This window comes from Pseudomonas sp. GM49, from assembly GCF_000282355.1.
Lineage (GTDB): Bacteria > Pseudomonadota > Gammaproteobacteria > Pseudomonadales > Pseudomonadaceae > Aquipseudomonas.
This window is the reverse complement of record NZ_AKJL01000023.1, coordinates 11,794-34,604: the sequence shown is the minus strand read 5'-3', so window position 1 is coordinate 34,604 and position 22,811 is coordinate 11,794. Positions and strand designations below refer to the sequence as shown.

The 22,811-nt window shown below is 58.0% G+C and carries 20 protein-coding genes and 4 pseudogenes; 12 read left to right on the top strand and 12 right to left on the bottom strand.

The window, feature by feature from the left end:
* A partial coding sequence (locus tag PMI29_RS26830) for an acyclic terpene utilization AtuA family protein (RefSeq protein ID WP_007993983.1) occupies nt 1-1,305 on the bottom strand: 1,305 nt, incomplete at its 3' end.
* Between the two features lie 178 nt (nt 1,306-1,483).
* On the opposite strand from PMI29_RS26830, the gene PMI29_RS26835 reads away from it, so the two are divergent.
* From PMI29_RS26835 to PMI29_RS32985, 3 genes and pseudogenes are all read left to right on the top strand, one after another.
* The gene (locus PMI29_RS26835; RefSeq protein WP_007993980.1) at nt 1,484-2,110 is read left to right on the top strand and encodes a TetR/AcrR family transcriptional regulator; all 627 of its coding nucleotides are present in this window, start codon (nt 1,484-1,486) and stop codon (nt 2,108-2,110) included.
* A 93-nt stretch (nt 2,111-2,203) separates the two neighbouring features.
* Nucleotides 2,204-3,022, top strand: coding sequence for a substrate-binding periplasmic protein (locus PMI29_RS26840; protein ID WP_007993978.1), 819 nt, complete (start codon nt 2,204-2,206; stop codon nt 3,020-3,022).
* Between the two features lie 256 nt (nt 3,023-3,278).
* Nucleotides 3,279-3,593, top strand: a pseudogene (locus tag PMI29_RS32985) (GNAT family N-acetyltransferase); the annotation flags it as partial.
* Nucleotides 3,594-3,718: 125 nt separating this feature from the next.
* Here PMI29_RS32985 and PMI29_RS32980 read toward each other — a convergent pair.
* Nucleotides 3,719-3,802, bottom strand: a pseudogene (locus PMI29_RS32980) (RNA polymerase factor sigma-70); the annotation flags it as partial.
* 447 nt (nt 3,803-4,249) lie between these two features.
* On the opposite strand from PMI29_RS32980, the pseudogene PMI29_RS26845 reads away from it, so the two are divergent.
* A pseudogene (locus PMI29_RS26845) lies at nt 4,250-4,648 on the top strand (AMP-binding protein); the annotation flags it as partial.
* A 7-nt stretch (nt 4,649-4,655) separates the two neighbouring features.
* Here PMI29_RS26845 and PMI29_RS32805 read toward each other — a convergent pair.
* A complete protein-coding gene (locus tag PMI29_RS32805) occupies nt 4,656-5,000 on the bottom strand; it encodes a helix-turn-helix transcriptional regulator (RefSeq protein ID WP_007993973.1) in 345 nt (114 codons plus the stop codon).
* A gap of 415 nt (nt 5,001-5,415) precedes the next feature.
* Between PMI29_RS32805 and PMI29_RS30765 the strand changes: the two genes are divergently transcribed.
* The 6 genes and pseudogenes from PMI29_RS30765 to PMI29_RS30760 all read left to right on the top strand — a co-directional run bounded on the left by PMI29_RS30765 (nt 5,416) and on the right by PMI29_RS30760 (nt 12,377).
* Nucleotides 5,416-6,273 (top strand): fibronectin type III domain-containing protein, encoded by an 858-nt coding sequence (locus PMI29_RS30765; protein WP_007993971.1) that lies wholly within the window; start codon nt 5,416-5,418, stop codon nt 6,271-6,273.
* 452 nt (nt 6,274-6,725) lie between these two features.
* Complete coding sequence (locus tag PMI29_RS26850) at nt 6,726-7,214, top strand: CS1 type fimbrial major subunit (RefSeq protein ID WP_007993970.1); 489 nt, start codon at nt 6,726-6,728, stop codon at nt 7,212-7,214.
* Between the two features lie 104 nt (nt 7,215-7,318).
* The gene (locus tag PMI29_RS26855; protein WP_007993968.1) at nt 7,319-9,841 is read left to right on the top strand and encodes a TcfC E-set like domain-containing protein; all 2,523 of its coding nucleotides are present in this window, start codon (nt 7,319-7,321) and stop codon (nt 9,839-9,841) included.
* A 50-nt stretch (nt 9,842-9,891) separates the two neighbouring features.
* Complete coding sequence (locus PMI29_RS26860) at nt 9,892-11,112, top strand: hypothetical protein (protein ID WP_007993967.1); 1,221 nt, start codon at nt 9,892-9,894, stop codon at nt 11,110-11,112.
* A 59-nt stretch (nt 11,113-11,171) separates the two neighbouring features.
* Complete coding sequence (locus PMI29_RS26865) at nt 11,172-11,909, top strand: hypothetical protein (protein WP_007993965.1); 738 nt, start codon at nt 11,172-11,174, stop codon at nt 11,907-11,909.
* A 9-nt stretch (nt 11,910-11,918) separates the two neighbouring features.
* Nucleotides 11,919-12,377: pseudogene (locus PMI29_RS30760) on the top strand (alpha/beta fold hydrolase).
* Between the two features lie 117 nt (nt 12,378-12,494).
* Here PMI29_RS30760 and dsbG read toward each other — a convergent pair.
* The 5 genes from dsbG to PMI29_RS32410 all read right to left on the bottom strand — a co-directional run bounded on the left by dsbG (nt 12,495) and on the right by PMI29_RS32410 (nt 16,851).
* Complete coding sequence (dsbG, locus tag PMI29_RS26870; protein WP_007993962.1) at nt 12,495-13,262, bottom strand: thiol:disulfide interchange protein DsbG; 768 nt, start codon at nt 13,260-13,262, stop codon at nt 12,495-12,497.
* On the bottom strand, nt 13,238-14,092 hold the full coding sequence (locus tag PMI29_RS26875) for a TlpA disulfide reductase family protein (RefSeq protein ID WP_007993961.1): 855 nt from the start codon (nt 14,090-14,092) through the stop codon (nt 13,238-13,240). Before PMI29_RS26875 ends, dsbG begins: the two co-directional genes overlap by 25 nt.
* Entirely contained in the window at nt 14,092-15,834 is a 1,743-nt protein-coding gene (gene dsbD, locus PMI29_RS26880; protein WP_007993960.1) for a protein-disulfide reductase DsbD, read from the bottom strand. Before dsbD ends, PMI29_RS26875 begins: the two co-directional genes overlap by 1 nt.
* Nucleotides 15,835-15,958: 124 nt before the next feature.
* The gene (locus PMI29_RS32415) at nt 15,959-16,243 is read right to left on the bottom strand and encodes a hypothetical protein (protein WP_007993959.1); all 285 of its coding nucleotides are present in this window, start codon (nt 16,241-16,243) and stop codon (nt 15,959-15,961) included.
* Entirely contained in the window at nt 16,237-16,851 is a 615-nt protein-coding gene (locus PMI29_RS32410) for a tetratricopeptide repeat protein (RefSeq protein WP_238541627.1), read from the bottom strand. Before PMI29_RS32410 ends, PMI29_RS32415 begins: the two co-directional genes overlap by 7 nt.
* A 247-nt stretch (nt 16,852-17,098) precedes the next feature.
* On the opposite strand from PMI29_RS32410, the gene PMI29_RS26885 reads away from it, so the two are divergent.
* Nucleotides 17,099-17,779: a response regulator gene (locus PMI29_RS26885; RefSeq protein ID WP_007993957.1), complete on the top strand. Its 681-nt coding sequence runs from the start codon at nt 17,099-17,101 to the stop codon at nt 17,777-17,779.
* Nucleotides 17,776-19,101, top strand: coding sequence for an ATP-binding protein (locus PMI29_RS26890; protein ID WP_007993956.1), 1,326 nt, complete (start codon nt 17,776-17,778; stop codon nt 19,099-19,101). The genes PMI29_RS26885 and PMI29_RS26890 overlap by 4 nt, the downstream gene beginning before the upstream one ends.
* Nucleotides 19,102-19,282: 181 nt before the next feature.
* Here PMI29_RS26890 and PMI29_RS26895 read toward each other — a convergent pair whose 3' ends face one another.
* The 4 genes from PMI29_RS26895 to PMI29_RS26910 are packed head-to-tail and all read right to left on the bottom strand — an operon-like array spanning nt 19,283 to nt 22,787.
* Nucleotides 19,283-20,185, bottom strand: coding sequence for a metal ABC transporter substrate-binding protein (locus PMI29_RS26895; RefSeq protein ID WP_007993955.1), 903 nt, complete (start codon nt 20,183-20,185; stop codon nt 19,283-19,285).
* A complete protein-coding gene (locus PMI29_RS26900; protein ID WP_007993954.1) occupies nt 20,186-21,085 on the bottom strand; it encodes a metal ABC transporter permease in 900 nt (299 codons plus the stop codon).
* Nucleotides 21,085-21,864: a metal ABC transporter ATP-binding protein gene (locus PMI29_RS26905; RefSeq protein WP_007993953.1), complete on the bottom strand. Its 780-nt coding sequence runs from the start codon at nt 21,862-21,864 to the stop codon at nt 21,085-21,087. Before PMI29_RS26905 ends, PMI29_RS26900 begins: the two co-directional genes overlap by 1 nt.
* Nucleotides 21,861-22,787 (bottom strand): metal ABC transporter substrate-binding protein, encoded by a 927-nt coding sequence (locus PMI29_RS26910; RefSeq protein WP_007993952.1) that lies wholly within the window; start codon nt 22,785-22,787, stop codon nt 21,861-21,863. The genes PMI29_RS26905 and PMI29_RS26910 overlap by 4 nt, the downstream gene beginning before the upstream one ends.
* Nucleotides 22,788-22,811 lie beyond the last annotated feature (24 nt).

Sequence of the window (22,811 nt, the reverse complement as noted above, 5' to 3'; positions counted from 1 at the left end):
CAGCCGGATCAGCGGATACACTGTCGGCCGCCCACCGACAATCCCGGTCAGCCCCGGCGCCATGCCGGTGGCGGCCTGGGCGATTTCCCGGGAGAACACGATCAAGGCCTGCTTGTCCGGATGGCGCACGGCAAGTTTGATCACCACTTCGCGGCTGTCCTGACGCTGGCCGTGGGGGCCGTAGGTGGCCTCGCTGCCCAGCAACTCGATACTCACGTCGCTGTATGGCGCCCAGCCGCGCTGGCGGAACATTTCCGAGGTCTTGTTGATGATCGCATCGCTGACTCGCCGCGCCTTGTCGACGGCATCGATGCCGGCAATCAGACAACTGGCGGTGCAGCGAAAACCATCGGGGTAGGTGGCGCTGACCTTGTATTGAGCCGTCGGTGGCAGACCTTTGGCACCGTGCACCTGCACCGCGTTCTTGCCTTGTTGCAGCAGTTTGACCTGAGTGAAATCGCATACCACGTCGGGCAACAGATACGCGCGCGGGTCACCAATTTCGTACAACATCTGCTCGCCCACCGTCAGCGGCGTGACCAGCCCGCCGGTCCCTTCGGGTTTGCTGACGATGAACTGGCTGTCGGCGCTGACTTCGACGATGGGAAAACCGATGTGTTCGTAGTCGGGGACGTCGCGCCAATCAGTGAAGTTGCCGCCCGTGCACTGGGCGCCGCATTCGATGATGTGCCCGGCCAATGCCGCTTGGGCGAGCTTGTCATAGTCGTGCCACGACCAGCCGAACTCATGCACTAGCGCGGCGCTGACCACGGCACTGTCGACCACGCGCCCGGTGATCACGATGTCTGCCCCCAGACGCAAGGCTTCGACGATGCCGGGTGCACCGAGGTAAGCATTGGTCGAGACACACATCGATGGCAGGGGCGCGCCGCTGAACATTTCATGAATGCCCAGGTTGCCCAGCTGTTTGAATTGCGGTTGCAGATCGTCACCCAGCAGCACGGCGATCTTCAGCGCCACCCCGGCCTTGTCGCAGGCCGTTTGCAGGGCTGCGGCGCAGGCTTGGGGATTGACCCCGCCGGCATTGCTGATGACCCGGATGTTTTGCTCCGCGAGTTGCGGCAGCAAGGGCGCAAGGACTTCGATGAAGTCGCCCGCATAGCCGGCCTGGGGATCTTTCATCCGCGCACCGGCCATGATCGACAGGGTGATCTCGGCCAGGTAGTCAAAGACCAGATAGTCCAGGTGCCCATGATTGACCAGTTGCGCGGCGGCGGTCGAGGTATCGCCCCAGAAGGCGCTGGCGCAACCGATGCGAATTGTTTTAGGCGCAGTCCATTCCATAGCCACCTCCAACCGAAGTGTGTCGACACTACCAAGCAAGCGCTTGGTTTGTAAATGACTTGATTATCTTCTGCCCAAGCGCTTGCTTGGTTGCATCCATGAGCATAAATTGCCCGCGCAACCCCGCTGTTTTCGGGGGGATCGGCGTTACTGATTGATCGACTGTAGGAGAGAACGGGTGGACGAGCAAAAAGCCCTGAGGGTCATGCGCGAATTGGTGGACGACGGCCAATTGACCGACCCGGATAGCGCCCGTGGCAAGCTGCTGCAAGTGGCGGCCCACCTGTTCCGCAATAAAGGCTATGAACGCACGACCGTGCGCGATCTGGCCGGTGCCGTGGGCATTCAGTCGGGGAGTATTTTCCATCACTTCAAAAGCAAGGACGAAATCCTGCGCGCCGTGATGGAAGAAACCATACGCTACAACACCGCGTTGATGCGTGCGGCCATCGCCGAGGCCGGCAATGTGCGCGAGCGGGTGCTGGCATTGATCCGCTGTGAATTGCAGTCGATCATGGGCGGCAGCGGCGAGGCCATGGCCGTGCTGGTCTACGAATGGCGCTCGCTGTCCGAAGACGGCCAGGCCAAGGTCCTGGCGCTGCGGGACATCTACGAAGACATCTGGCTGCAAGTACTGGGGGAAGCCAAGACCGCCGGGTTTATCCGCGGTGATGTGTTCATCACCCGACGGTTCCTGACCGGCGCATTGTCCTGGACCACGACCTGGTTTCGCGCCGATGGCAGCATGAGCCTCGATCAGTTGGCCGATGAGGCGTTGATATTGGTGCTGGAAGAGCGGCAATAAAGTTGTATTGGCCAGCATTAAACTGGCTAATTGGAAGAAACCGCCTAGCTTGAATGCATTGATGCCGTTTTATTGGGGAGTGGGATTGTATTGATGGGTTCGCCAATTCGGACTGCCTCGCAGCTTTTGCTGGCGATGCTTGCGGCATCAACGATGATGCCGTCCCAGGCTGCGCAACTGGTGCGCATTGGAGCTGCGCACTTTCCGCCCTACACCGTGCGCCCGGAATCCGGGGCCGATACCGGGTTGCTGCCGCAACTGGTCGAGGCCCTGAACGCCTCGCAAACTGACTACCAGTTTGTCCTGGTGCCCACTTCCATTCCCCGGCGCTTCGGTGACTTCAAGCAAAGCCGGGTCGACATGGCCATCTTCGAAAATCCCGCCTGGGGTTGGGAAGACATCCCCCACACGGCCGTCGACATGGGCCTGGAGGACGCCGAGATTTTTGTCACGCAACGCCTGCCTGATCGACAGCAAAGCTATTTTGCCGACCTGAACGGCAAGCGCCTGGCACTGTTCAGCGGCTATCACTACGAATTCGCCAACTTCAATGCCGAGCCCGAGTACCTCGCGAAAAACTACAACGCCACGCTGACCTATTCCCATGACAGCAATCTGCTGATGGTGTTACGTGGTCGCGCCGATATCGCCCTGGTCACGCGCTCTTACCTGAACGACTATTTTTTGCGCAATCCGAATGTCGCCAAGGAGTTGTTGGCGTCCGATCGTATCGATCAGGTCTATCACCACTACGCCATTCTGCGTCCGACCGCGCCCATCAGCGGCGAGGCCTTCGGCAAGTTGTTGCAAGGCTTGCGGGACAACGGCCAGATGCTGAAGATTTTCGAACCATACAAGATTGCGCTTGTGCCGATCCCGCACAACGAACCGGCTCCACAGGTTGCCAAGTGATGGTCTTTTCCTAAATTTCCCGCCGTGGCTCACGTCACCTCGTTGAACTGTCGACGGTTATCGTGAGCCTGACCCATGCCCAATCTGAATGACCTGACTGCCCTGTATCTACCGACAGGCAGTCGTCTTGCCGCTGATGAAACGCAAAGCCGCCTGAGTCTCAGCCTGGAGGGGCAACCGTTGCTCACCCTGCGGCTGATGCGTGGCCCCGAATTGCACGTGCAACTGGAGGAGCATTTCGGTCGCCCTGAAGGGCAGGGAAGATCGCGCCGCACCGTTCTACGAGGCCGGGGATTACGACCGCGGCATCCACATGCTGGTGGGCGAAGAAAATCACCGCGGTCTGCACAAGGTGGCGAGCTGGTTATCGGCGCTGGTGCATTACCTGTTTCTTGATGATCCGCGCACGCAGCGCGTGGTGGCCGAGCCTCGTGCCGATAACGTGAAGATGATCGGGTACATGCAGAGCCAGTGCTTTCACTGCGAGAAAGAGTTCGACTTCCCGCACAAGCATGCGGCCTTGATGGTGTTGGGGCGGGAGCGGATTTTTGATCGCAGCAGACTGGCCTGAGGCTTTAGATCTTTGGCGATATTCAGTGCCCCATCGCGAGCAGGCTCGCTCCCACATTTGCCCTGTGTTCGCAGGACCCTGTGGGAGCGAGCTTGCTCGCGATAGGGGCAATGATTTTTCAGATATTAACGACGAGCAGCCGCATCGCCCCGCTTGCCCGACACCTTGCGGCAGTGCACCAGCGCATCACGAATCATGAAGTTCACCAGAAACAATCGATTGTTGACGAATACCTGAAGTAGCGGTGTATCGCACCTGCTTGTGGATACTGGTTCCATCATGGAAATCACCCTGCTGCCAAAAGGTTAGCGGGACGGCGAAGAAACCGGGGGGCCGTCCTATACATCGAGCGACAAACTAGGCTTAATGATAATTATTGTCAAATGAGAAAGGTGCTAGTGTGCTGTAGCGATGCCAAGTGAGAACTGCGACACGCTGACTCACTTCAATCCGCTTTGTGTTCCGGCCTGGCGACTAATTAATTCAAGACGTCATCAGTTCTCATTGGTGAATGGAACAGCGCAATTCTCATAACCCCGTAGGAGCGAGCTCGCGATGGTCGTCAACGATGGCGATGGGCGCCTGACACTCCGCGGCGCTCTCCTTTTTTTCGCGAGCAAGCTCGCTCCTACAGCCGAAACCAGGCAGGAAACCTCATGACCGACGCGTTCGAACTCCCCAGTACAATGGTCCAGGCCCTTCAGCGCCGCGCGGCCCTGACGCCGGATCGGGTGGCCCCGCGTTTTCTCGCCGAGCCCCCGGAGCAAGTGGTGGTGCTCAGCTATCGCGAACCGGATCAGAGGGCGCGAACGATTGCCGGCGCATTGCAGGCTCAAGCGGATGTTGGCGACCGCGTCGTGTTGCTGTTCCCCAGCGGCCCGGATTGCGTCGCGGCGTTCTTCTTTTGCCTGTACGCCGGGGTGATCGCAGTGCCGGCCTACCCGCCGGAGTCGACGCGACGTCATCACCAGGAACGCCTGTTGTCGATCATCAGCGATGCCGAACCGCGCTTGCTGCTGACCAGCGCCGGACTGCGCGATGGGTTGCTGCAAATTTGGTGCGCTACAAACTTTTCGACGCTAACCGGGTTAGCTGCGCAACCGTTGGATGAAGTTCTGTCTCTCCCTCCAAATGGATCATTCCCATTTCCAGCGCTTTGATCAGCGCCAGCCAACGCGAGCTGACGCCGAATTTTCGACGAATATTGCAGAAGTGATAATTCACTCCCGCCTCAGAGCAATTGAGGATCCGTCCGATCTCCCAGGACGATTTGCCAATGGCACACCATTTCAGGATTTCTTGCTCTTTGGCAGAGAGGTTCGGGGGGATATGAGGTGTATCCGCATAGCTGTGGGGCTTGGCGGGTAGCGTTTTAGGCTGGAACTGGATTGGGCTCGCAGTGTGCATGGCTGGTCTCCCGGGGTAGGGGCGCCTTGGAGGGCGGTGGGTAACTCCAGGACTCTTTTATAGCGCGATTCAGCGTCGTTGGAACCTGTAAGAAATAACAGGTCGGTGGGCTTTTTTCGCAGGCTGGTTGCGAGTGTAGGTTAAGGGGCCAAATGTATGCTTGCTAAGTTAATGGTGTTTTTTTTGTTGTTCGGGAGTGTATGCGTGTTGCAGCGATTGGGTTTGTTGAGGCGAATGGGAAGCTAGGTGTTAAGTTTTTGAAAAGTGGAAGCTTTTCGCGAGTTGGAAGTGATTTCTATAGTGTACTAGCAGTTCTGCTAGTGTGTGGGTGGCTTTTTTATGGGTTAATGCAGGTGCGGAGTGTTTTTATGAAAAAAGCACTGTAGTTATAAAATTTTTCTTTTGGAGATGGTAAATGAATCAGCCAGTTTTGAATCAGCCAGTTCTCAATAAGCCAAATTTCGATGGGTCACCTCTTACCTGGAAAGTTGAACATGTGACAAGAAATACTATAAAACTGTCGTGGGAGCGTCGCCCAGGTGTAGTGGAATATTTTCTTGCTACTGCAAGCGGACATCCTGGGGGAGTGATTTATCAAGGGGGCGATACAACATTTACTATCGAATCGCTTAAGTCAGATACCGCCTATTCTTATTTTATTAGTGGAAGAAATGCTGATGGGAAGAGTACTAAGCTGGCCTTGATCAACACACGTACGGCAGTTAGAGGGATTCCGGAAGCACCAAGTTTTTTCGAAGCATTTGGTCAAACGCTTACAGAAGTGTCTTTCTATTGGAATGAAGGAGTGGTAGATGGTGGTCCGCTTCGTTATGAAATAGAAAGAGACGGGGATTTGATCGAGACACCTTCACGTCCTCCCTATACAGATACAAATCCTCAGCAGGGAAGGGACCATCTTTACTGCATACGTACCATTGATGATGAGTTTCATCGTTCTGAGCCTCACTGTGTAATCGTCAGCTTCAAGGACATTACCCCACCCACAGACCCTTCGAATTTGCGTGTCGAAGATGTTCAGTTGAAAGCGAAGTGGACCCCATCGTACGACAGTTCCCTGAGGGTTACTTATACAGTTGATCTGGGAGTCGATAATCAATTGGGAACTACAACGGAGCCGGAGTTTACTTTTACCGGATTGCAATCGGGGAAACAATATGAAATTGGAGTGACGGCCTCCGATGAAACCGGTAATAAGTCGAACAGGGTGGTCATTCAGTATCCGGTACTGGGTATTCCTCCTCAGAGGAAATAGTCGTTCCCTGTGTCGCTGACCATGCGTGCATGAAAAAGTCCCGATGCCTGTGCATCGGGATTTTTTTGTGCACCGGTAAGCACGTCCGGTTGACTTTCACATAAAGGACCTCTTTCAGCCTCCTCCCCCCCGGGATCTACCGCCCCGCCTCCTCGCTGAACGCTTCCCGACATCCCTGAAGAGTTTCAAAACACTCCCTGACAACACTTGCGCAACGGGCCAGCGGCACTCGGGCCTCTTTCATCATTCGCGCGCGAAGGTGTTTAAGTCGCAGGGATTTATCCTACAGAATGTTCGGATAGTTCTGGCATACCGGTACTACAGAAAACGAGAAGATGCGCGCCGTTGAAACGCAACATCATATTTAGTGATGTTGATCAATAACCCGGTGCCTGACTTTTGTCGCTTGGCCGAAGCACGCACTATTAATCAGATGTTTAGAGGTAAATCCAATGTTCAAGAAAATTGCAATCTCTGCCCCGGTGCTTGCTTTGGCTTTTGTTTCCTCGGCTGCCATGGCTGCTCCACAAACTCACACCGTTCAAGTCGTCGCTGATATCCCGAGCACCGACTTCTATGTGCAGCCAGTCAACCACGATACTGTAGCCATGCCTCAACAATTGCTCTGGAATGCTACAACTTCCAAGCTGGAAGGCATCAGCCGTGACTTCAAGGCGAAAAGCGCCGTTGCCGCTGGTCCTGCCATCAAGGCAACTCTGCTGGACCCAGCAGTCATGACCGCTGGCACAGAAGAAATTCAGTTGGAAGTCAAGTTCAATAGCGTTGCGTTGACTCTGGGCAGCGAAGTAGATGTTGTTCCCGCTGGCGGTGCAACCACTGAAATCATCGCTCCCCTGAGCATTACGCCAATCGAACCTGGCGCCGGTTACAAGGAAGGTAACTACACCGGAAACGTTCGTGTGATGTTCGACGCGCCTTGATGGTTGTTGGATAAGTTCCAAATAACAGTATGTCCTTTATGTGGCCGGCGCAGCCGGTCGCATTCTTTCTTGCATATGCAAGCGCTAACTTGAGATGTTGATCAATGTTTTCGATGACTCCTATCGCAGGAGCGCTTGCGCTAATTATTTGCGCAGGTGCGCTTGCCAGTGAAAGCAAGCCTGCGAACAAGTCCGTAAGTTTGCTCCAGCAGGCTGAAGGTTTGCCTGCAGAGTTTCATGAATTCTTTTTTGATGTTCCATTGGCTGTTCGAGTCGAAGTCGATCGACAGTTCCTGGGCGAAGCCATGATCCTGTTGACCCGTGATGAGCGCGTGACGCTGATCAACTTTACGGATACACGCAACAGTGACCTTACTACGAGCGAGCGTGATGAGTGGGCCGCTTTCCTTACGCAAGGCGCGGCGTTGGGTGCCTGTAAAAGTGGCTGCCCTCGGCAATTGCAGTCGGTTCACTACAGTCTGGAAGACTCGATGGTGTCGTTGGTGACGGCGAACGCCGAGCGCGATCCGCAAACCCGACTGTTCCATGACCAGCCTGAAGGCGGCAGCCACGGTATGATTGTGCACAATCAACTGAACATCAGCGGCGGTCAGCAGCAGAATGTCGCCGGCCGTTATGGCCTGGAGGCATCCGCGAGCCTGGGCAACTGGACGAACACGTTCAATGCTCAACTGTCGCGCATGTCAGGGATAGACACGGGCATCAAGCATGCTGTCCATGAGTTGCATACCCAACGGGAACTGGAGGGCACCTTCATCCGTGCCGGGTATTTCACGCCCAGTGCCCAAGGTCTGACTCGATCTGTACGCACCATCGGGCGAGGTCCCGACACGGTAATGGGACTCATGTACGGCAGTTCCGACAGCCTGGCGATCGATAACGCCAACCCTAGTCTCTATCCCATAACGGTGACCGCCAACCGACAAGCGATGGTGGAAATCTATCGCAACGGCGTGCTGATCAACAGTCAGCAGGTGGCGAGCGGTCTGCAGACGCTCGATACACGTCCGCTGCCTGGCGGAATCTACGAAGTGGAAGTACGTGTGGTCGAAGACGGTCAAGTGATTACCACCACTTCGGAGCTTATTTACAAGCCCACTAACTGGCGCAACCCGGAAAATCGCTGGCGCTACAACCTGTTCGCCGGTCGCGAGAGCAAACTGCTCAGCAATTGGCAGGAGCGCGATGACGGTGAACTGACGGCAGGCGCAGCCTTTAACTTCTTGCTGCACCCGCGAGTTGTCCTGGGGCTTTCCGCCCGTCAGGTCAAGGAACAGATGCAGTTGGGCACCTCTGCCGACTTGACGGTGGGCGAGAAAACTTCCGTTTACACCAGCCTTTCCCAGACCAAGGGAGAAGGCACGGGGATGGAGGTGCAAGGTGTGCATCGCTACAACGGCGGCAGTGTGGTGTTGCGCCATCAACGCAGCTGGCTGGACACCCGTAATACTTACGAAGTGCTGCCGGACGGGACACACATCCGTCAACGCAACACCTACAACGGACAAACCAGCAATACATCGCTGTCAGTGAATCAACGCTTGAACAGCAAGAGCTCGGTCAGTGCGCAAGTCTCCCAAAGTCAGGGTTATTCCGAAGGCGTGGGCATCGACCTGAGCTGGACCCGCAACGCACAGTTGTTCGGCAGCAGCGCCGACTGGCGCGTGGCGGTGTTCGATCGACCAGGCACGGTTGGCACTGCCGACCAGCGAAACCGAGGGGTCGATATCAGCCTGCGCATGGCACTGGGTTCCGACGGTCACCAGGTGACCGGTAGCGTCGGTCAACGTACGTCGCGTGACGGTGGACGGGATCCCAACGCGTCCGTCACCTATCGTCGCGACCTCAAGGATCACGTCCTGCAAAGTGTTTCTGCAACCGTCAGTAAAGACGTGTTCGGGACAGGTCAGGCGGGCACGGCTGATTTCAAAACTGACCAGGTCAGCGGTTCGATGCATGCGCAACGTTCCTCCTATAACGGTCAGATCAGCGGCGGTTTGAATCTGGACAGTACTTTGGCGGTCAGTGGTAAAAAACTCGTATTGAGTAGCCAGGCCTCGACCGGAGAGGCGGGAATGATCGTCGATGTCGAGACTGATCTCGATGATATCGAGCTGCGGGCCGACGACTTCGCCGGTACCCACGCCACATTGCGGCCGGGGCGCAATTTCATTCCCGTTTCGGCGTACAAGAACGGCACGGTGAATTTTGATTTCAAGGGCACCGATGTTCCCGCGGCGGCAATCCAGCCTGCGCGCACCACCTATCACTTGAACAAGGGAGGGGTGGATTATCGCCAGGTGCGCATTCTGAAGACCGTGACCGTGATGGGGCGCCTGGTGGATGCGGGTGGAAAACCGTTGAAAGGCCATCACGTTATCAACCACGCCAGTCGTGGTGTCAGCGAAGTTGATGGGTTCTTTTCCATGGAACTTAGCGAGAATTCTCCTACACTCGAAGTGCGGCACGACAGTCAGTTGTTATGCCAGTTCAGGCTCGATCCAGCCTCCCAGCGTCGAGAGAATGATGTGCTGATGGTAGGGGATCTGCGGTGTCATCCGGACACCTTGGCCGAAGCTGCTTATAAGTCTGAGAAAGCCAGTTGATGGGCACTTATACAACAGCAGTCAGAACATGGCGTACACAGGACAGTCAAATGAACAAGTTAATCAACCGTCTGGTGCTGGGATCGGCACTTTGCGGGTTTGCAAGTTTAGCCAATGCCGCTGTATTGGAAGTACAAGCCGAGATCAGGCCGGATCCGATTAATCCGGGAAGCGCGGAGATTGTCAACAACACACCTGTCACCGGGTACTGCACGGAATTTCCGAGTAATTGCAGCAGTAAGGGAATTCGAAGTAACAGCTTTCCTATTGAATTTAGCCGGTCAGGGCTCATTCCCAAGGATCAGGTGATCCCCTTTGCTTTTCCGGCAACATGGCGCACATTTACTGTCTCACATTCGAGTATTCCTGGCGAAACGGCGGAGATTCAAATTCGCATTGCCGGAGCGGGAACCCGTTATCGCTTGGGTACTACAGCACAACAGATAACCGGTATGCCGGCGGGGCGGCCTCCGTTTGACTATCACGCCTATCTCTGGAATCCCTCGTGGGCTGAGGCAACTGCTCCTTGCCAAACAGTAAACCAAACTTCCCAGGGTGCTTATGGTAATGGAGTAGAGTTCACCGCGTTCTGGTTGATACCTGAGAACGTCACTACTTGCCAAAGGAGTCCGGATTTCGACATTCCCGGCATGACCATGCAAAGGCTCGATGTACATTATGAGTTGCGGGCTGTTCGACCGGAACAATTGATAAGTGGTAACTATCAAGGGTCGTATACCTACTCCACCAGCGGCGATTTCGATATGGGTGTCTTGACCCCCAATGATGGTGCAATGACATTCAATTTGAACCTGGCGGTAAAGCAGGACGTCAACGTCAAAATGTCCGCCGACAGTGTTGCCCTGGCACCCAAGGGCGGCTGGATGGAGTGGATCACTCATGGAAGACGACCCGAGAAAATATTGGGTGACTTGCGGTTTTTCATCTTGACTTCTTCGCCGTTTAAAATGGATCTCAGCTGCAGTCAATTGGGAGTTGGAACCTGTCTGATAAGCAACGGTACCCACGATGTACCTGTCGATATCAGTGTCAGCCTGCCAAGTCCTTGGGTGGACGATGCAGGCCAACCGGTAGTACGGCGCCCGCTGACGATAGGCGGTGCCGGCCTGGAGCATCTGAAGCCTATAGGATTGCCCACACGACAACCCAGCCTGCTGCATTTTGAAGTGCCGCCAGATTCAGTTGCAACAATGCATGACGATAGCAGTTATCGAGGAACCGTTAATATAACTTTTGATTCCGATATCTAATCGCAGTAGCAAAGCCTGAGGCTTACTCAGGCTGTTGTCCCAGTACGAGGCTTTATCTCATGAAATCCATTTATATGTTGTTGTGCACATTTTTTTTCAGTCTGTGTGCGCATGCCGGCCCCAGCCTGCAAATTGGTACCTTCTATGACTTTATGAAGGACAATCAAAGTTCCTTTCTGAAACGTATTCATAACGGTGGTACTTCAACGGCGTTCGTCAAGATCGAGATCAAGGAGATTTTTTATCAGAAAAATGGAAAATCCCGCGAAGTGCCCTTGAAGAGTGTCGATGGCAGTACCCGGGACGGTCTGGTCGCCAGCCCGGCGAGGCTTATCGTACCGGCCAAAGGGACTCAGGGTACTCGCCTGCTGTATACCGGCGATCGAAGTAAAGAACGGTATTTTCGGGTTCGTTTTTTACCCGTCGTTCCCGAAAAAGAAGACAAATTTGCCGTCTCGGACACTGAGCGTGAGACTTATGGAAAAGAAATGTCTGCCGGTTTTAACGTAATGGCCGGTTATGGCATGGTGTTTTTTGTTCGCCCGGCCAATACCCGTTTTGATACCAGAATCGATAACACGGCTAATGGTTATCAAGTGAAAAACAATGGCAATAGCGTAGTTGTCATCGATTCCTTCAAGGATTGTTCGGCGAAGAACGAAGATGATTGCAAGCCGACCAAAAAAGTCCACTTGATTCCAGGTCAGGATTTCGCGTTCGACAAACAAGCGGGTCGAGTCTATCGCTACAACCTGATCGAGGACGAAAAGAAAACACCTGTGGAAGTGAAGAGGTAGTCAGCGTTCATGAGTCATGTTCCCCAAGGCGCCGGCCCGGCGGTGCTGCTGGCCGGCAGTTTCCTGTGGGACCAGGCCATGTGGGTGCCGCAGCGTATCAACGGGCTGGTGATGATGGACACCTGCCTCGGTGTCGAGCCGGAACCGCCCCGTCAATACTACCTCTCGCTATTGCAGCAGATCGAAGAGGCGGGCGCCATTGCCCTCCGATCGCCTGCGTGAAAGCATCGTGCCGATGGGGCGCATTACCTTTGGCCGCGAGGATTTCATGGCCCGACTGGGTGAGCTCGACGGTGCCAGCAAGCTGGTAACATGCGGCGACCAGGATATCCCGCGTCCGCCGGAGGAAGCCCGTGAATTGGCTGAGTTGATTGGCTGCCCGTGGGTGCTGGTTACGATATTTCCAGTCTGGAAAATCCTGAGTTTGTGACTGAAACCCTGCTGGCATTTCTGACCGATAGAGCTTAGTCGAATCTACCGACGCCATCGCGAGCGAGCTCGCTCCCACAGGTAATCGCCTATCCCTGTAGGAGCGAGCTCGCTCGCGATGACGTCATTACAGTCGCGACCTTTTAAAGCGAAAACCTACTTCGGCCCGAGAATCTTCGCCAGCTTGTCCGGCGAAGGCGCGCCTTGCTGTTGTTGCAGATTACCCTTGTCGTCCATGTAGAAAATCGCCGGTGTCGCCTGCAGCTCTAGCTCTTCCATCAATTGCATGTTGGCCGCGAATTTTGCCTGAATCGCTGGCGGCACTTCCTTCAAGGCCTTGAGCGAGCTGTCCTTGCCAGCGGCTTCGTGATCCTGCAGGGCTTTTTCCGGGTCTTTGGCCGCGAGCAGTGCGGCGGATTTCCCCGGGCTGTCTTCGCGGATGATGCCCACCATGATGTGGCGCAACTGCACCTTGCCCGCCTTGACCCACGGCCGGGCCTGTTCCCAGAACATATTGCAGTACGGGCAGTTCGGGTCACTGAACAGGTACACCACGCGCGGCGCATCCTTTTTGCCGTCGCCGATCCAGTTGCTGGTTTCGAACTTGGCCCAGACTTCCTTGGCCATCGGTGCGTACACCAGTTTCTGCAATGGCGCGCTGCTCAGGTCATTGCCTTCGGCGTCATACAGGTTGCCCAGCAACACGTGTTTGCCATCCGGAGTCAGGTACAGCGCCATGCCGCGGCTCTGGTATTGCGCGGCATAACCGCGCAAGCCGTCGGGGGCGTCGAACTGACCGACGATTTTCGCGCCCTTGGCCTCGATTTTCTTGATGGCATCGGGCAGCTCTTCGGCCTGTACCGACGGCAGGTGCAACAGGGCAGCACCGAGGCTCAGGGTCAGCAGGTGGCGGAGGCGGGGCATGGCAGTTTCCTTGAAGAGGTGACGGGTACGGTGTCGAAGTTTTCCAGTGCGCGGGCCAGACTGGCTTCCGACAGCTCGCCCAGATGACTGCCCAGCAGGCGACCTTCGGGGCTATAGAACAGCGTAGTCGGCAATGCCATGGAACCGACGGCCTGGCTCAGACGCCCGCCGCCGTCGAACAGCACGTTGGTCAGGCTCAGGCCCTGGGTTTCCAGAAAGGTCGCGACGCTTTGCATGCTTTCCGCCTGATTGACGAACAGGAACGTCAGGTCCGGCCGGTGTTGCTGGGCGTTTTCCAGCACCGGCATTTCCCGACGACATGGCGGGCACCAGGTGGCCCAGAGATTGATCACCAACGGGCCCCCTTTGTAGTCGGCCAGTTGCACGACTTCTCCGGCGGCGTTTTTCAGGCTGATTTCCGGCAGGCGTGTGCCTTGTTCATAAATCGACAGGGAGAACGTCGCCAACAACCAGAACGCCAGGCCACTGGCCACGCCAAAGCCCAATGGCCGGCGCAAACCCGGACGACGCCAGGCGCGATGCAGCGCGGCGAGCAAAACGACAATCACCCCCGGCCAGGCAAGGAAACCGCCATCGCGCAGGTCGATAACCTGCCACGGATCGTTGCGATAGTGCGCCCAATAGACCGCCACGAAGCTGATCCGGGCCGCGAGCATGCCCATCAGAAACAGGCTGAACAGTACCGATTCGGGGTTATCTCCTCCTCGCTTGGCCACCCGCCAGCCAACAAAAGTGGCCAGCGCCAGTGCACTGATCAACAGCAGGTGATTGAGCGCGATGGCAAAGGTGCCGAGGGTGAAGGTCAGCATTAACGGGCGTCTCGGGTGGTGGTCCAGCGTTGCAGGAAAGTATCGGCATCGACCTCGCCGATGATGCGCTGACTGCGACGCTCTTCACCGTCAGCGCCAACCCACAGCAGGCTCGGTGGCCCTGGCACTTTGTAACGGCCGAGCAGTTCGCGGCTGGCGGCATTGTCGGCGGTCACGTCCAGTCGGAGCAAGCGCACATCGCTCAGGGCTTCCAGGACACGGGCTTTGCCGAACACCTGCTTTTCCATGACCTTGCATGACACGCACCAGTCGGCGTAGTAGTCCAGCAGCACCCACTGGCCCTGAGCCTGCGCGGCGTCGAGTTCCCGTTGCAGTGCCTGCGGATCCTTGATGGTGGTAAAGGCATCGTGGCCAACCGGTACGGCGGCTACAGCCTGGTTCGAGGCGCGGTAGACCTGCAATGGATTGAACGGATCATCACTGCCACCGGCCGCCCCGATCACCAACAGGCCACCCCACAAACCGAACAACAACGAACTGGCGCCAAACAGGTGCGCGACGCGGCCGAAACCTTCCGACTGTTTCCAGGCGCTGTAGGCCGCGATCAACAGCAGTGCACCGCACAAGCCGACCCACAGGGATTCGTCCAGCACCGGGCGCAGCATCAACAATGCGGTGGCGAGGAACAGGAAGCCGAAAATGCCCTTGACCAGATTCATCCAGGCGCCAGGCTTGGGCATGAAGCGATTGCCGACGGTCACCAGCAACAGCAGCGGCACACCGATGCCGATGCCCATGGTGAACAGAATCAATCCGCCATGCAGCGCGTTACCGCTTTGCGCGATGTAGAGCAGGGCGCCGGCCAGCGGTGCGGTCATGCACGGGCCGACCAGAAGACCGGACAGCGCCCCCAGCACCCCGGCACCGATCAGACTGCCGCCGCGTTGATTGCGCGAGACGTTTTCCAGGCGATCGCGCACGGCTACCGGCAGTTGCAGTTCGAAGTAGCCGAACATCGGCAGTGCCAGCAGCACGAAAATCGCCGCGAAACTCCCCAGCAGCCAAGGGTTCTGCAACCAGGCTTGCAGGTTCGCCCCGAGGGATGCAGCCAGGACACCCATCGCCGCATAGACCAGCGCCATGCTGACCACGTAACTGCTGGCCAGGGCGAAACCACGCTTGGGCGTGGCACCACTGCCGACGATCAATCCGGCCAGAATCGGCAGCATCGGCAATGAACAAGGCGTGAAGGCCAGCAACAGGCCCAGGCCGAAGAACAGCAAAAGGCTCCAGCCCAACGCCCGTTGTTGCAGGCTGCTGGCCAGCGCCTGGTCCGGTGCTTCAGTGGCCGTGTTCGTCACACGGACATCGCCCAGATCGACGATTCTGGTTTGCGGTGGATAACACAAACCCGCATCGGCGCAACCTTGGTAACTGACTTTCACCTGGCCACCGGCCCCGGCTGGAATCTTCAGTTCCAGGGCCTGGCGATAGACTTGTTGCTGACCGAAGAACTCATCGCTGTGATCTTCGCCTAGGGGCAATGCGGGGTGCTGCGCGACAGGCAATCCGTCGAACTTCAAGCGTTTTTGATACAGGTAATAGCCATCGGTAATTTGCCAATAGAGCTGGGTTTCACCGGATTCCAGGCGTTCGGAAGTAAAGGTGAAGGCCTTGTCGACTGGAAGAAAGTCGGGTTTGGTTTCAAATGGATTGTTGCCAGCCTGGGCCTGACCCAGGCTGGCAATCAATGCCAGCAGCAAAAAAACGAAGTAACGCATCGACAACACCTGGAGGTTTACATAATCCGTTCACGATGATGGCCATCGATTAACCGGGTGTTAACGCAGTGGAGTCGAGTGTTTGCTGTGACAGATGCAATGAGGTGTCGTTGACCTGGCCCGATCACCTGACCGAGCTATAGGTCAGCCTGTACTCGGACATTGGCGGATGATCAGCCTCCCATTGCCGGGCAAAGACTTTCGCCTCGTCGATCTGAACGGCTGTCATGTCTTTTGCAATGGTCTGGAGGTCCTGCGCGGCCTGGGTACGCACGGACAACTCCCGGGTGGTTTCGGTGATCAGCCAGAACAAACCGTAACTTTTGACCAGATCTTCCGTGAAACCATACTCATCATTCCCGTTATTGTCTGTGTAAAAGCCCCCGACGGCACGGCCATAGTTCAGCAACGCATGGACATCATTGAACTGTATACGTTTTTCCAGCCATTGACGCCTGACAGGCAGATTCCGATTGATGGGGGACGATTGGCGTACCAGGTTATCGCCCTCGAAAGACCGCCCTCGGCGGCTTTTTTCAGCAATGCGTCAATGGCCGCTTCCCGTTCGATGCTATCGGTAATGAGATTTTTGTCAGCGTCATACTTGATCGCGAGAATGTACTGGGCCTCCATCGATCCGGCATCGGCCGCTTTTTTCAGCGTTGCAATGTTCTGGTCCAGTTCGTACAGCTCAAGCATGGCGTCGGCATTGCCTTTATCCGCCTCTGCCTGAGCCAGCTCCCTGGCCTTTTTCAGTGAGTCCGCGTCGCCCAGCCGCATCAGGGCATACACGTGTTTTTGTGCCGCAGCCAGTCCATACCACTTTTTGGCGTCATCGGTCAGGCCGTTTGCCCGACGCCTGAAGACTTCGCCCAAGGCGTATTGCGCATCCCGATTGCCAACCGTCGCACCGATAGTCAGATAGGGTTGCGACTGGGTGAATTCACCCAGGTTGTACAATGCCAACCCCTTCGTCGTGGCTTGTGTTTGCAGTTCGGTTATTTGCGTGGTTTGCATGACCAGACTGTCACGCAGATTGAAAAGTGTCTTGAGCGCAGATTCGTGGGTGTACATAGTGGGTACCGGTTTTGAATTGAATTTGAGTGCTACCCGACACAGACTATTGAGATGGGGGGGGATGGATGCGGTACATATGTATTGCATTCAATCAATCCGGGTGCACCATCATTACCCTCCGGGTCGCAGACATAATCCGGGGTTAATCGACGGTGTATTCAATCGTCATATTTGCGAAGGTTTCACCATGCACGTACTGGTTTGCGAAGACGATGAGCTGATCGCCAGCGGCATCGTCGCCGGCCTGACCGCCCAGGGCCTGACCGTGGAACACGTCGCTACGGCGTCCGCCGCCCGGGCAATGCTCAGGGTGGCGGAGTTTGATGTCATGGTGCTCGACCTCGGGCTGCCGGACGAAGACGGCCTCAAGCTGTTGCAGCAATTACGCCATCAAGGCCTGGAATTGCCGGTTTTGATTCTCACCGCGCGTGATTCGGTCACCGACCGCGTCGATGGCTTGCAAGCCGGTGCCGACGACTATCTGCTCAAACCATTCGACCTGCGCGAACTCGCTGCACGCTTGCATACGCTGTTGCGACGGGTAGCGGGCCGCAGCATCAACCTGATCGAACACGGCGCCCTGACCTACGACCCGAGTAGCCGCGAAACCACACTCGCTGGCCAGCCGGTGGACCTCTCGCGTCGCGAGCAGTCGTTGCTGCAAGCCTTGTTGCATAACCGTGGCCGGGTGCTGTCCACCGAGCAGCTCAAGGACAGCGTCTACGGTTTCAACGACGAGCTGGAAAGCAACGCCCTCAACGTCCATATCCATCACCTGCGGCGCAAACTCGGCAACGGCATTGTCGAGACGGTGCGCGGCCTGGGTTATCGCCTGGGGCCGGCTGATGGCGGAGAAGAATCGAAGTGATGAGTCTGCGTTTGCGCCTGAGCCTGACGCTCGGCGCCGCCTTTGCACTGATCTGGGCCCTGGCCGCGGCCTGGATGCTCAGCGATTTGCGCAATCAAATGATGTTTTCCCTCGACCAGCGCCTGGTGGCGTCGGCGCGCATGGTCGCCGGCCTGATGGAGCAACTGCCGCCCGTGCCGAGCAAAGGCGAGGGCACCCACTTCAGCGCCGAACAATTGAACATTCCGGGCGGCATGGCGTGTCAGGTCAGCTCGTTGCGCGGTGAAATCCTCGCCCGCAGTCACACCGAGCCGCAGCAGACCCTGGAGGCCGAGAAACTCGGCTTTCACGATCAGATGATCGACGGCGCGCCGTGGCGCAGCTTCACATTGGCCCGGGGCGATCTGCGCATCACCACCGCCGACCGGCAGATCGAGCGTGAGGCGTTGAACATGTCGATCCTGCTGGCTGCTTCGGTGCCGGTGGGCGTGGCGTTGCTCGGTTGCCTGTGCCTGCTCTGGCTGGGTATCGGCCAGGGGCTGGCGCCGCTCAACCGCATGCGCGACGCCTTGATGCGCCGCAGTGCCGACTCCCTCGAGCCCTTGCAGATCCAACCGCTGCCCAGCGAGCTGCAACCGTTGCTGGAAACCCAGAACCAGTTGCTCCAGCGCATCGGCAAGACCATCGAGCGCGAACGTCGCCTGACCGGAGACGCGGCTCACGAACTGCGCAGCCCGCTGACCGCGATCAAGACCCACTTGCAGGTGGCACGGATGACCGACGGCAACGCCCGGGACCAGTCCCTGGCCCGGGCCGAAGAGGGGGCGGACCGCATGCACCGGACCCTCGAACAATTGTTGTTGCTGGCGCGCGTCGAGGGCAGTCTGTCGTTCGACGACGGTGTGCAATGCAACGCCGAACAAGTGGCGAAACTGGCGATCCAGGACGCGGCGAGCGGCGATCGTCAGCGCATCAGGTTTCAGGCCCCGGGCAAGGTCTCCGCTGCACCGCTACAAATGCCCGCCGTGCTGTCGATTGCCGCGCTGCGCAACTTGCTCGACAACGCTCTGCGTCATACCCCCGCCGACAAAGCGGTGGAGTTGAGCCTGGAAACCACCGGCAATCGTGTGCAGTTCGTGGTGCGCGACCATGGGCCGGGGATTGCCGAAGAAGATCTGCAACACCTGACCCAGCGCTTCTGGCGCAACGGCCAGAGCACCGGTTGTGGTCTGGGCCTGGCGATTGTCCAGGCCATCGTTCAGCGTTGCGGTTGCACGTTGCATTTCGATAGCCGGCCGGACGGCTTGCGGGTCGAGCTGACGATGCCGCTGCAGCCGGCCTGAAAAACACCACCCCCCTGTAGGAGCGAGCTTGCTCGCGATGGTCAATAACGATAACGCGTGCTTTCTGAATGCACGCGGTGTTCTTGAGTCCATCGCGAGCAAGCTCGCTCCCACAGGTGACCGCATTCCAAATGTGGGAGCGGGCTTGCTCGCGAAGAACGATAACGCGGCCCAACTGAGGTCACGCCCCGCCAAGCCCCTTGATCAGCAAGTCCACATTCCCTTCCAGTTCAGCCACCGGATCCTCGGCATCGGTACTCAACACCACCCACCGGCTACCCGACTCGGCAATCACCGCTTTCAGTGCATCCGACGGCTGCCGATGATGCAGCACCACCGCCACGTCATTGTCCTTGAGTGTCGTGGCCAACTGCTTGAGTGCTTCGGGTGTCCACTCGGCCTCGGGGCGTGCGTCCTGGCCGATCAACTCCAGATTGAGACTGCCGATCAGGTAGCCAAAGTGATCGCTCAGGCTCATCACACTGAGGTTATCCGCGTTGGCCAGGCGCGCCTCGCTGGCGGCGCTGAGTTTGAGCAAGCGCTGCTTGAGTGCTGCCAGGTTGGCGTCGATTGTCGGCTTGGCCTCGGGGGCCAGGCGCACCAGATCCGCCGCCATCACGTCGGCCATCCGCCCCATGTTATTGCTGGAAAACCACGGCTGACTGTTCAGCCCGTCGACCTTGTTGCCGGGTTGCACGGCAATACCGGGCAGGGCGCCGTCCACCGGGCGGGCGGCGTCGACTTCGATGATACGGATATTGCTGCGGCGCGCGATCGGGTACAGCGGGTCATCCGGCCACAGTGAGCGCAGGCCGATCACCGCATCGGCATCGTCCGCCAGTCTGGCCAGCGCCGGGGCGCCACGGCCAGTGAAGTAGGCGGTCTGGCGGCTGCCGGGCAGGTTGGCCGGGGCTGCACGTTCGAGGCTGATATTGGTGCCCTTGAGCAACACTTCGCCCAGCCCATACGTAATCGGCAAGGAGGCCAGCACACGTAGCGGTTTGCCGTTGTCGGCGGCAATGCTCGTTGTCGCCAGTCCACACAGGGCAACGGCCAGGGTCAGTTGACGCAGTGAAAAAATCATTTATCCAAGGTTCCCTTTCAGGCTGGGGACAACGCCGCGCGCGATGGCGGCCAGGGCGAAGGCGATACCGGCCACGAGGATGATGGCGGCGCCGGACGGGATCGGCAGGTCGAAGACAATCGGTGCGAGAATCCCGCATAGCGTGCTGACGGTGGCGATCAACACCGAACACCAGAAAAAGCCCTTCAGCGATTGACTGAGCAGGCGTGCCGCGGCGGCCGGAATCACCAGCAGGGCACCCACCAGAATCGCACCGATGACCTTCACGGCGGCGACGGTGATCAGCGTCACCAGAATCACGAACAGGTAATCCAGGGCTTTCACCGCCACCCCGCGCACCGCCGCCAGTTGCGGATTGAAACTGGCGAGCATGATGCGGTTGTACAGCGGCAAGGCCAGGGCCATGACCAGCGAACCGACGATGGCCAGCACCAACAGGTCATTGCCGTTGACCGTCAGCACCGAGCCGAACAGTACGTTTTCCAGAATGTGCACGTTGATCTTGCCCGCCAGAATCAGCAGCAGGCTCGCCCCCAGCGCCAGGGACACCGAGAGGAACACGCCGATCAAGGTGTCCGGCGCCAGACCGGTGCGGTTGCGCAGGTAATTGAGCAGGATGCCGAACAGCAGGCAGTAGCCGAACAGGCTGCCGTAGGGGCCGGTATAGGGTTCGCCGAGCAGGATGCCGATGGCCACGCCGGTCAGCGCAGCATGACCGACCGCCTCGGAAAAAAACGCGAAGCGCTTGACCACCACCAGCGTGCCCAGACCACCCAGCACTGGGCCGATCAGCAGGCCGGCGAGCAGGGCGTTGACCACAAACCCATAGGCCAGCGCCTCGGGCAGATAACCCGACGATGCCCAACCCTGGACCATCAGGCGAAAAGCTTCGTAACTCATCAGGCAAGGCTCCGTGGGTGGGTCGAGAACAGCGTCAACAGACGCCCTGGTGTCAGCGCCTGTTGCGGCGTGGTGTCAAACAGCACCCGGCGATTGAGCCCAGTGACGTGATCGGCCAGGCGCCCGACCGCTTCCAGGTCGTGCTCGATCCACAGCACGGTGATGCCCGCTGCTCGCCAGTCGCCGAGCAAGCGCTCGAACACCTGAATGCCGGCCTCATCGAGGGCTGACATCGGTTCGTCGAGCACCAGCAGTTGCGGAGGCGGGATCAGTCCCTGTGCCAGCAACACCCGTTGGCGCTCACCGCCGGACAGCGCGCCCATGCGTCGCTTGCGTTTGTCCTGCATGCCGACCCGTTCCAGTGCCTCGCCAATCGCCGCCGCGTAGTGTTTGCTCAAACCGAGAAAAGCCGGGCGACGCTGGCACATGGCAGCCATGAAATCGTCGACGGTCATCGGCAAGCCCCGGTCGAACTCCAGCGCCTGTGGCACATAGCCAATGGTCCCCGGTTCGGCCGACCATTGCAGGCTCAAGCGGCCCTGATGCGGCATTTGCCCGAGCAGGGTCTTGATCAGCGAACTCTTGCCGCCGCCGTTGGGGCCGACCAGTGCGTGCACGCTGCCGGGGCTGACCTGAAAGGTCACGTTGTCGAGGATCGTCGTGCGCCCGAGCGTCAGGCTGACCCCGGCAAAATCCAGGGTCGGCCCCGAAACCTGTGGGAGCGGCGGTGCGACAGGGTACTCGGCGCTTGGGGTGGTGAGCGTTTCTTTCGATGTCATGCGCCCGGCTCCTGAATCGCCCGCACCACGGTGTCGAGGTTGCCGGTCATTTCCTTTTCGTACTTGTCGGCGGCGTATTCGCCGTAGGAGATGTGCGACAGCGGATACAGCTTCACGCCGGATTCGCGCTGGATGGTGTCGACGTAAGTGGACGGGAAATCCATCTCCGAGAAGATCACCTTCACGTCCAGCTCACGCAGTTGGTCGATGGTCTTTTTCAACTGGCTCGGGCTCGGTTCGATGCCATGGGTCGGTTCGACCACGGCCGTCACCTCCAGGCCGAATTCGCGCAGGAGGTAGTCGTAGGCCGCATGCACCGTCGCCACTCGCAGTCCGGCATTCGGTGCCTGGGTCAGTTTGGCCAGGGCGTCGGCGCGCATTTTGCGCAGGCGCTTGCCATAGGCGCGGGCGTTTTCGGTATAGGTTTTGGCGTTGGCCGGGTCGAACTTGCCCAGCTCGCGAGCGATGTTGTTGACCTGGGCAATCGAGGCGCTGATCGACAGGAAGGTGTGCGGGTTCACCACTTTGCCCGCACCGCGCGCGGCAACACCGGTGGCGGCCAGCAGCGGCACGTTTTCGTTGGCTTCGATCACCGGGACATTTGGGGTTTCGCTGGCGGCGATCATGCGGTCGGCGAAATCATCATGGCCGACGCCGTTGAGCACGATCACGTCCAGCCCGCTGATGCGCTTGATGTCTTCGGCGCGGGGTTCATAGGCATGCGGATTGAAACCGGCCGGAATCAGCGGCACTACGTCAGCCTTGTCGCCAACGATGTTCGCCACATAGCTGTAATAAGGGTGCAGGGTGATGCCGATGCGCAGGCGCTTGGTTTCGTCGGCGCTGGCCAGTGATGGCAGCAGGCAAGCCAGCAGGCCCGCCAGCAGCAGTCGCAGGAAAGAACGTTGAGATGAAATAGGCATGGGAAAGCGGTCTTCTCTCGGGTG

Coding starts and splice junctions, on each gene's coding strand:
- PMI29_RS26840 (WP_007993978.1), top strand. CDS start 2,204: ATGGGTTCGCCAATTCGGACTGCCTCGCAGCTTTTGCTGGCGATGCTT.
- PMI29_RS32805 (WP_007993973.1), bottom strand. CDS start 5,000: ATGCACACTGCGAGCCCAATCCAGTTCCAGCCTAAAACGCTACCCGCC.
- PMI29_RS30765 (WP_007993971.1), top strand. CDS start 5,416: ATGAATCAGCCAGTTTTGAATCAGCCAGTTCTCAATAAGCCAAATTTC.
- PMI29_RS26850 (WP_007993970.1), top strand. CDS start 6,726: ATGTTCAAGAAAATTGCAATCTCTGCCCCGGTGCTTGCTTTGGCTTTT.
- PMI29_RS26855 (WP_007993968.1), top strand. CDS start 7,319: ATGTTTTCGATGACTCCTATCGCAGGAGCGCTTGCGCTAATTATTTGC.
- PMI29_RS26860 (WP_007993967.1), top strand. CDS start 9,892: ATGAACAAGTTAATCAACCGTCTGGTGCTGGGATCGGCACTTTGCGGG.
- PMI29_RS26865 (WP_007993965.1), top strand. CDS start 11,172: ATGAAATCCATTTATATGTTGTTGTGCACATTTTTTTTCAGTCTGTGT.
- dsbG (WP_007993962.1), bottom strand. CDS start 13,262: ATGCCCCGCCTCCGCCACCTGCTGACCCTGAGCCTCGGTGCTGCCCTG.
- PMI29_RS26875 (WP_007993961.1), bottom strand. CDS start 14,092: ATGCTGACCTTCACCCTCGGCACCTTTGCCATCGCGCTCAATCACCTG.
- dsbD (WP_007993960.1), bottom strand. CDS start 15,834: ATGCGTTACTTCGTTTTTTTGCTGCTGGCATTGATTGCCAGCCTGGGT.
- PMI29_RS32410 (WP_238541627.1), bottom strand. CDS start 16,851: ATGCAAACCACGCAAATAACCGAACTGCAAACACAAGCCACGACGAAG.
- PMI29_RS26885 (WP_007993957.1), top strand. CDS start 17,099: ATGCACGTACTGGTTTGCGAAGACGATGAGCTGATCGCCAGCGGCATC.
- PMI29_RS26895 (WP_007993955.1), bottom strand. CDS start 20,185: ATGATTTTTTCACTGCGTCAACTGACCCTGGCCGTTGCCCTGTGTGGA.
- PMI29_RS26900 (WP_007993954.1), bottom strand. CDS start 21,085: ATGAGTTACGAAGCTTTTCGCCTGATGGTCCAGGGTTGGGCATCGTCG.
- PMI29_RS26905 (WP_007993953.1), bottom strand. CDS start 21,864: ATGACATCGAAAGAAACGCTCACCACCCCAAGCGCCGAGTACCCTGTC.
- PMI29_RS26910 (WP_007993952.1), bottom strand. CDS start 22,787: ATGCCTATTTCATCTCAACGTTCTTTCCTGCGACTGCTGCTGGCGGGC.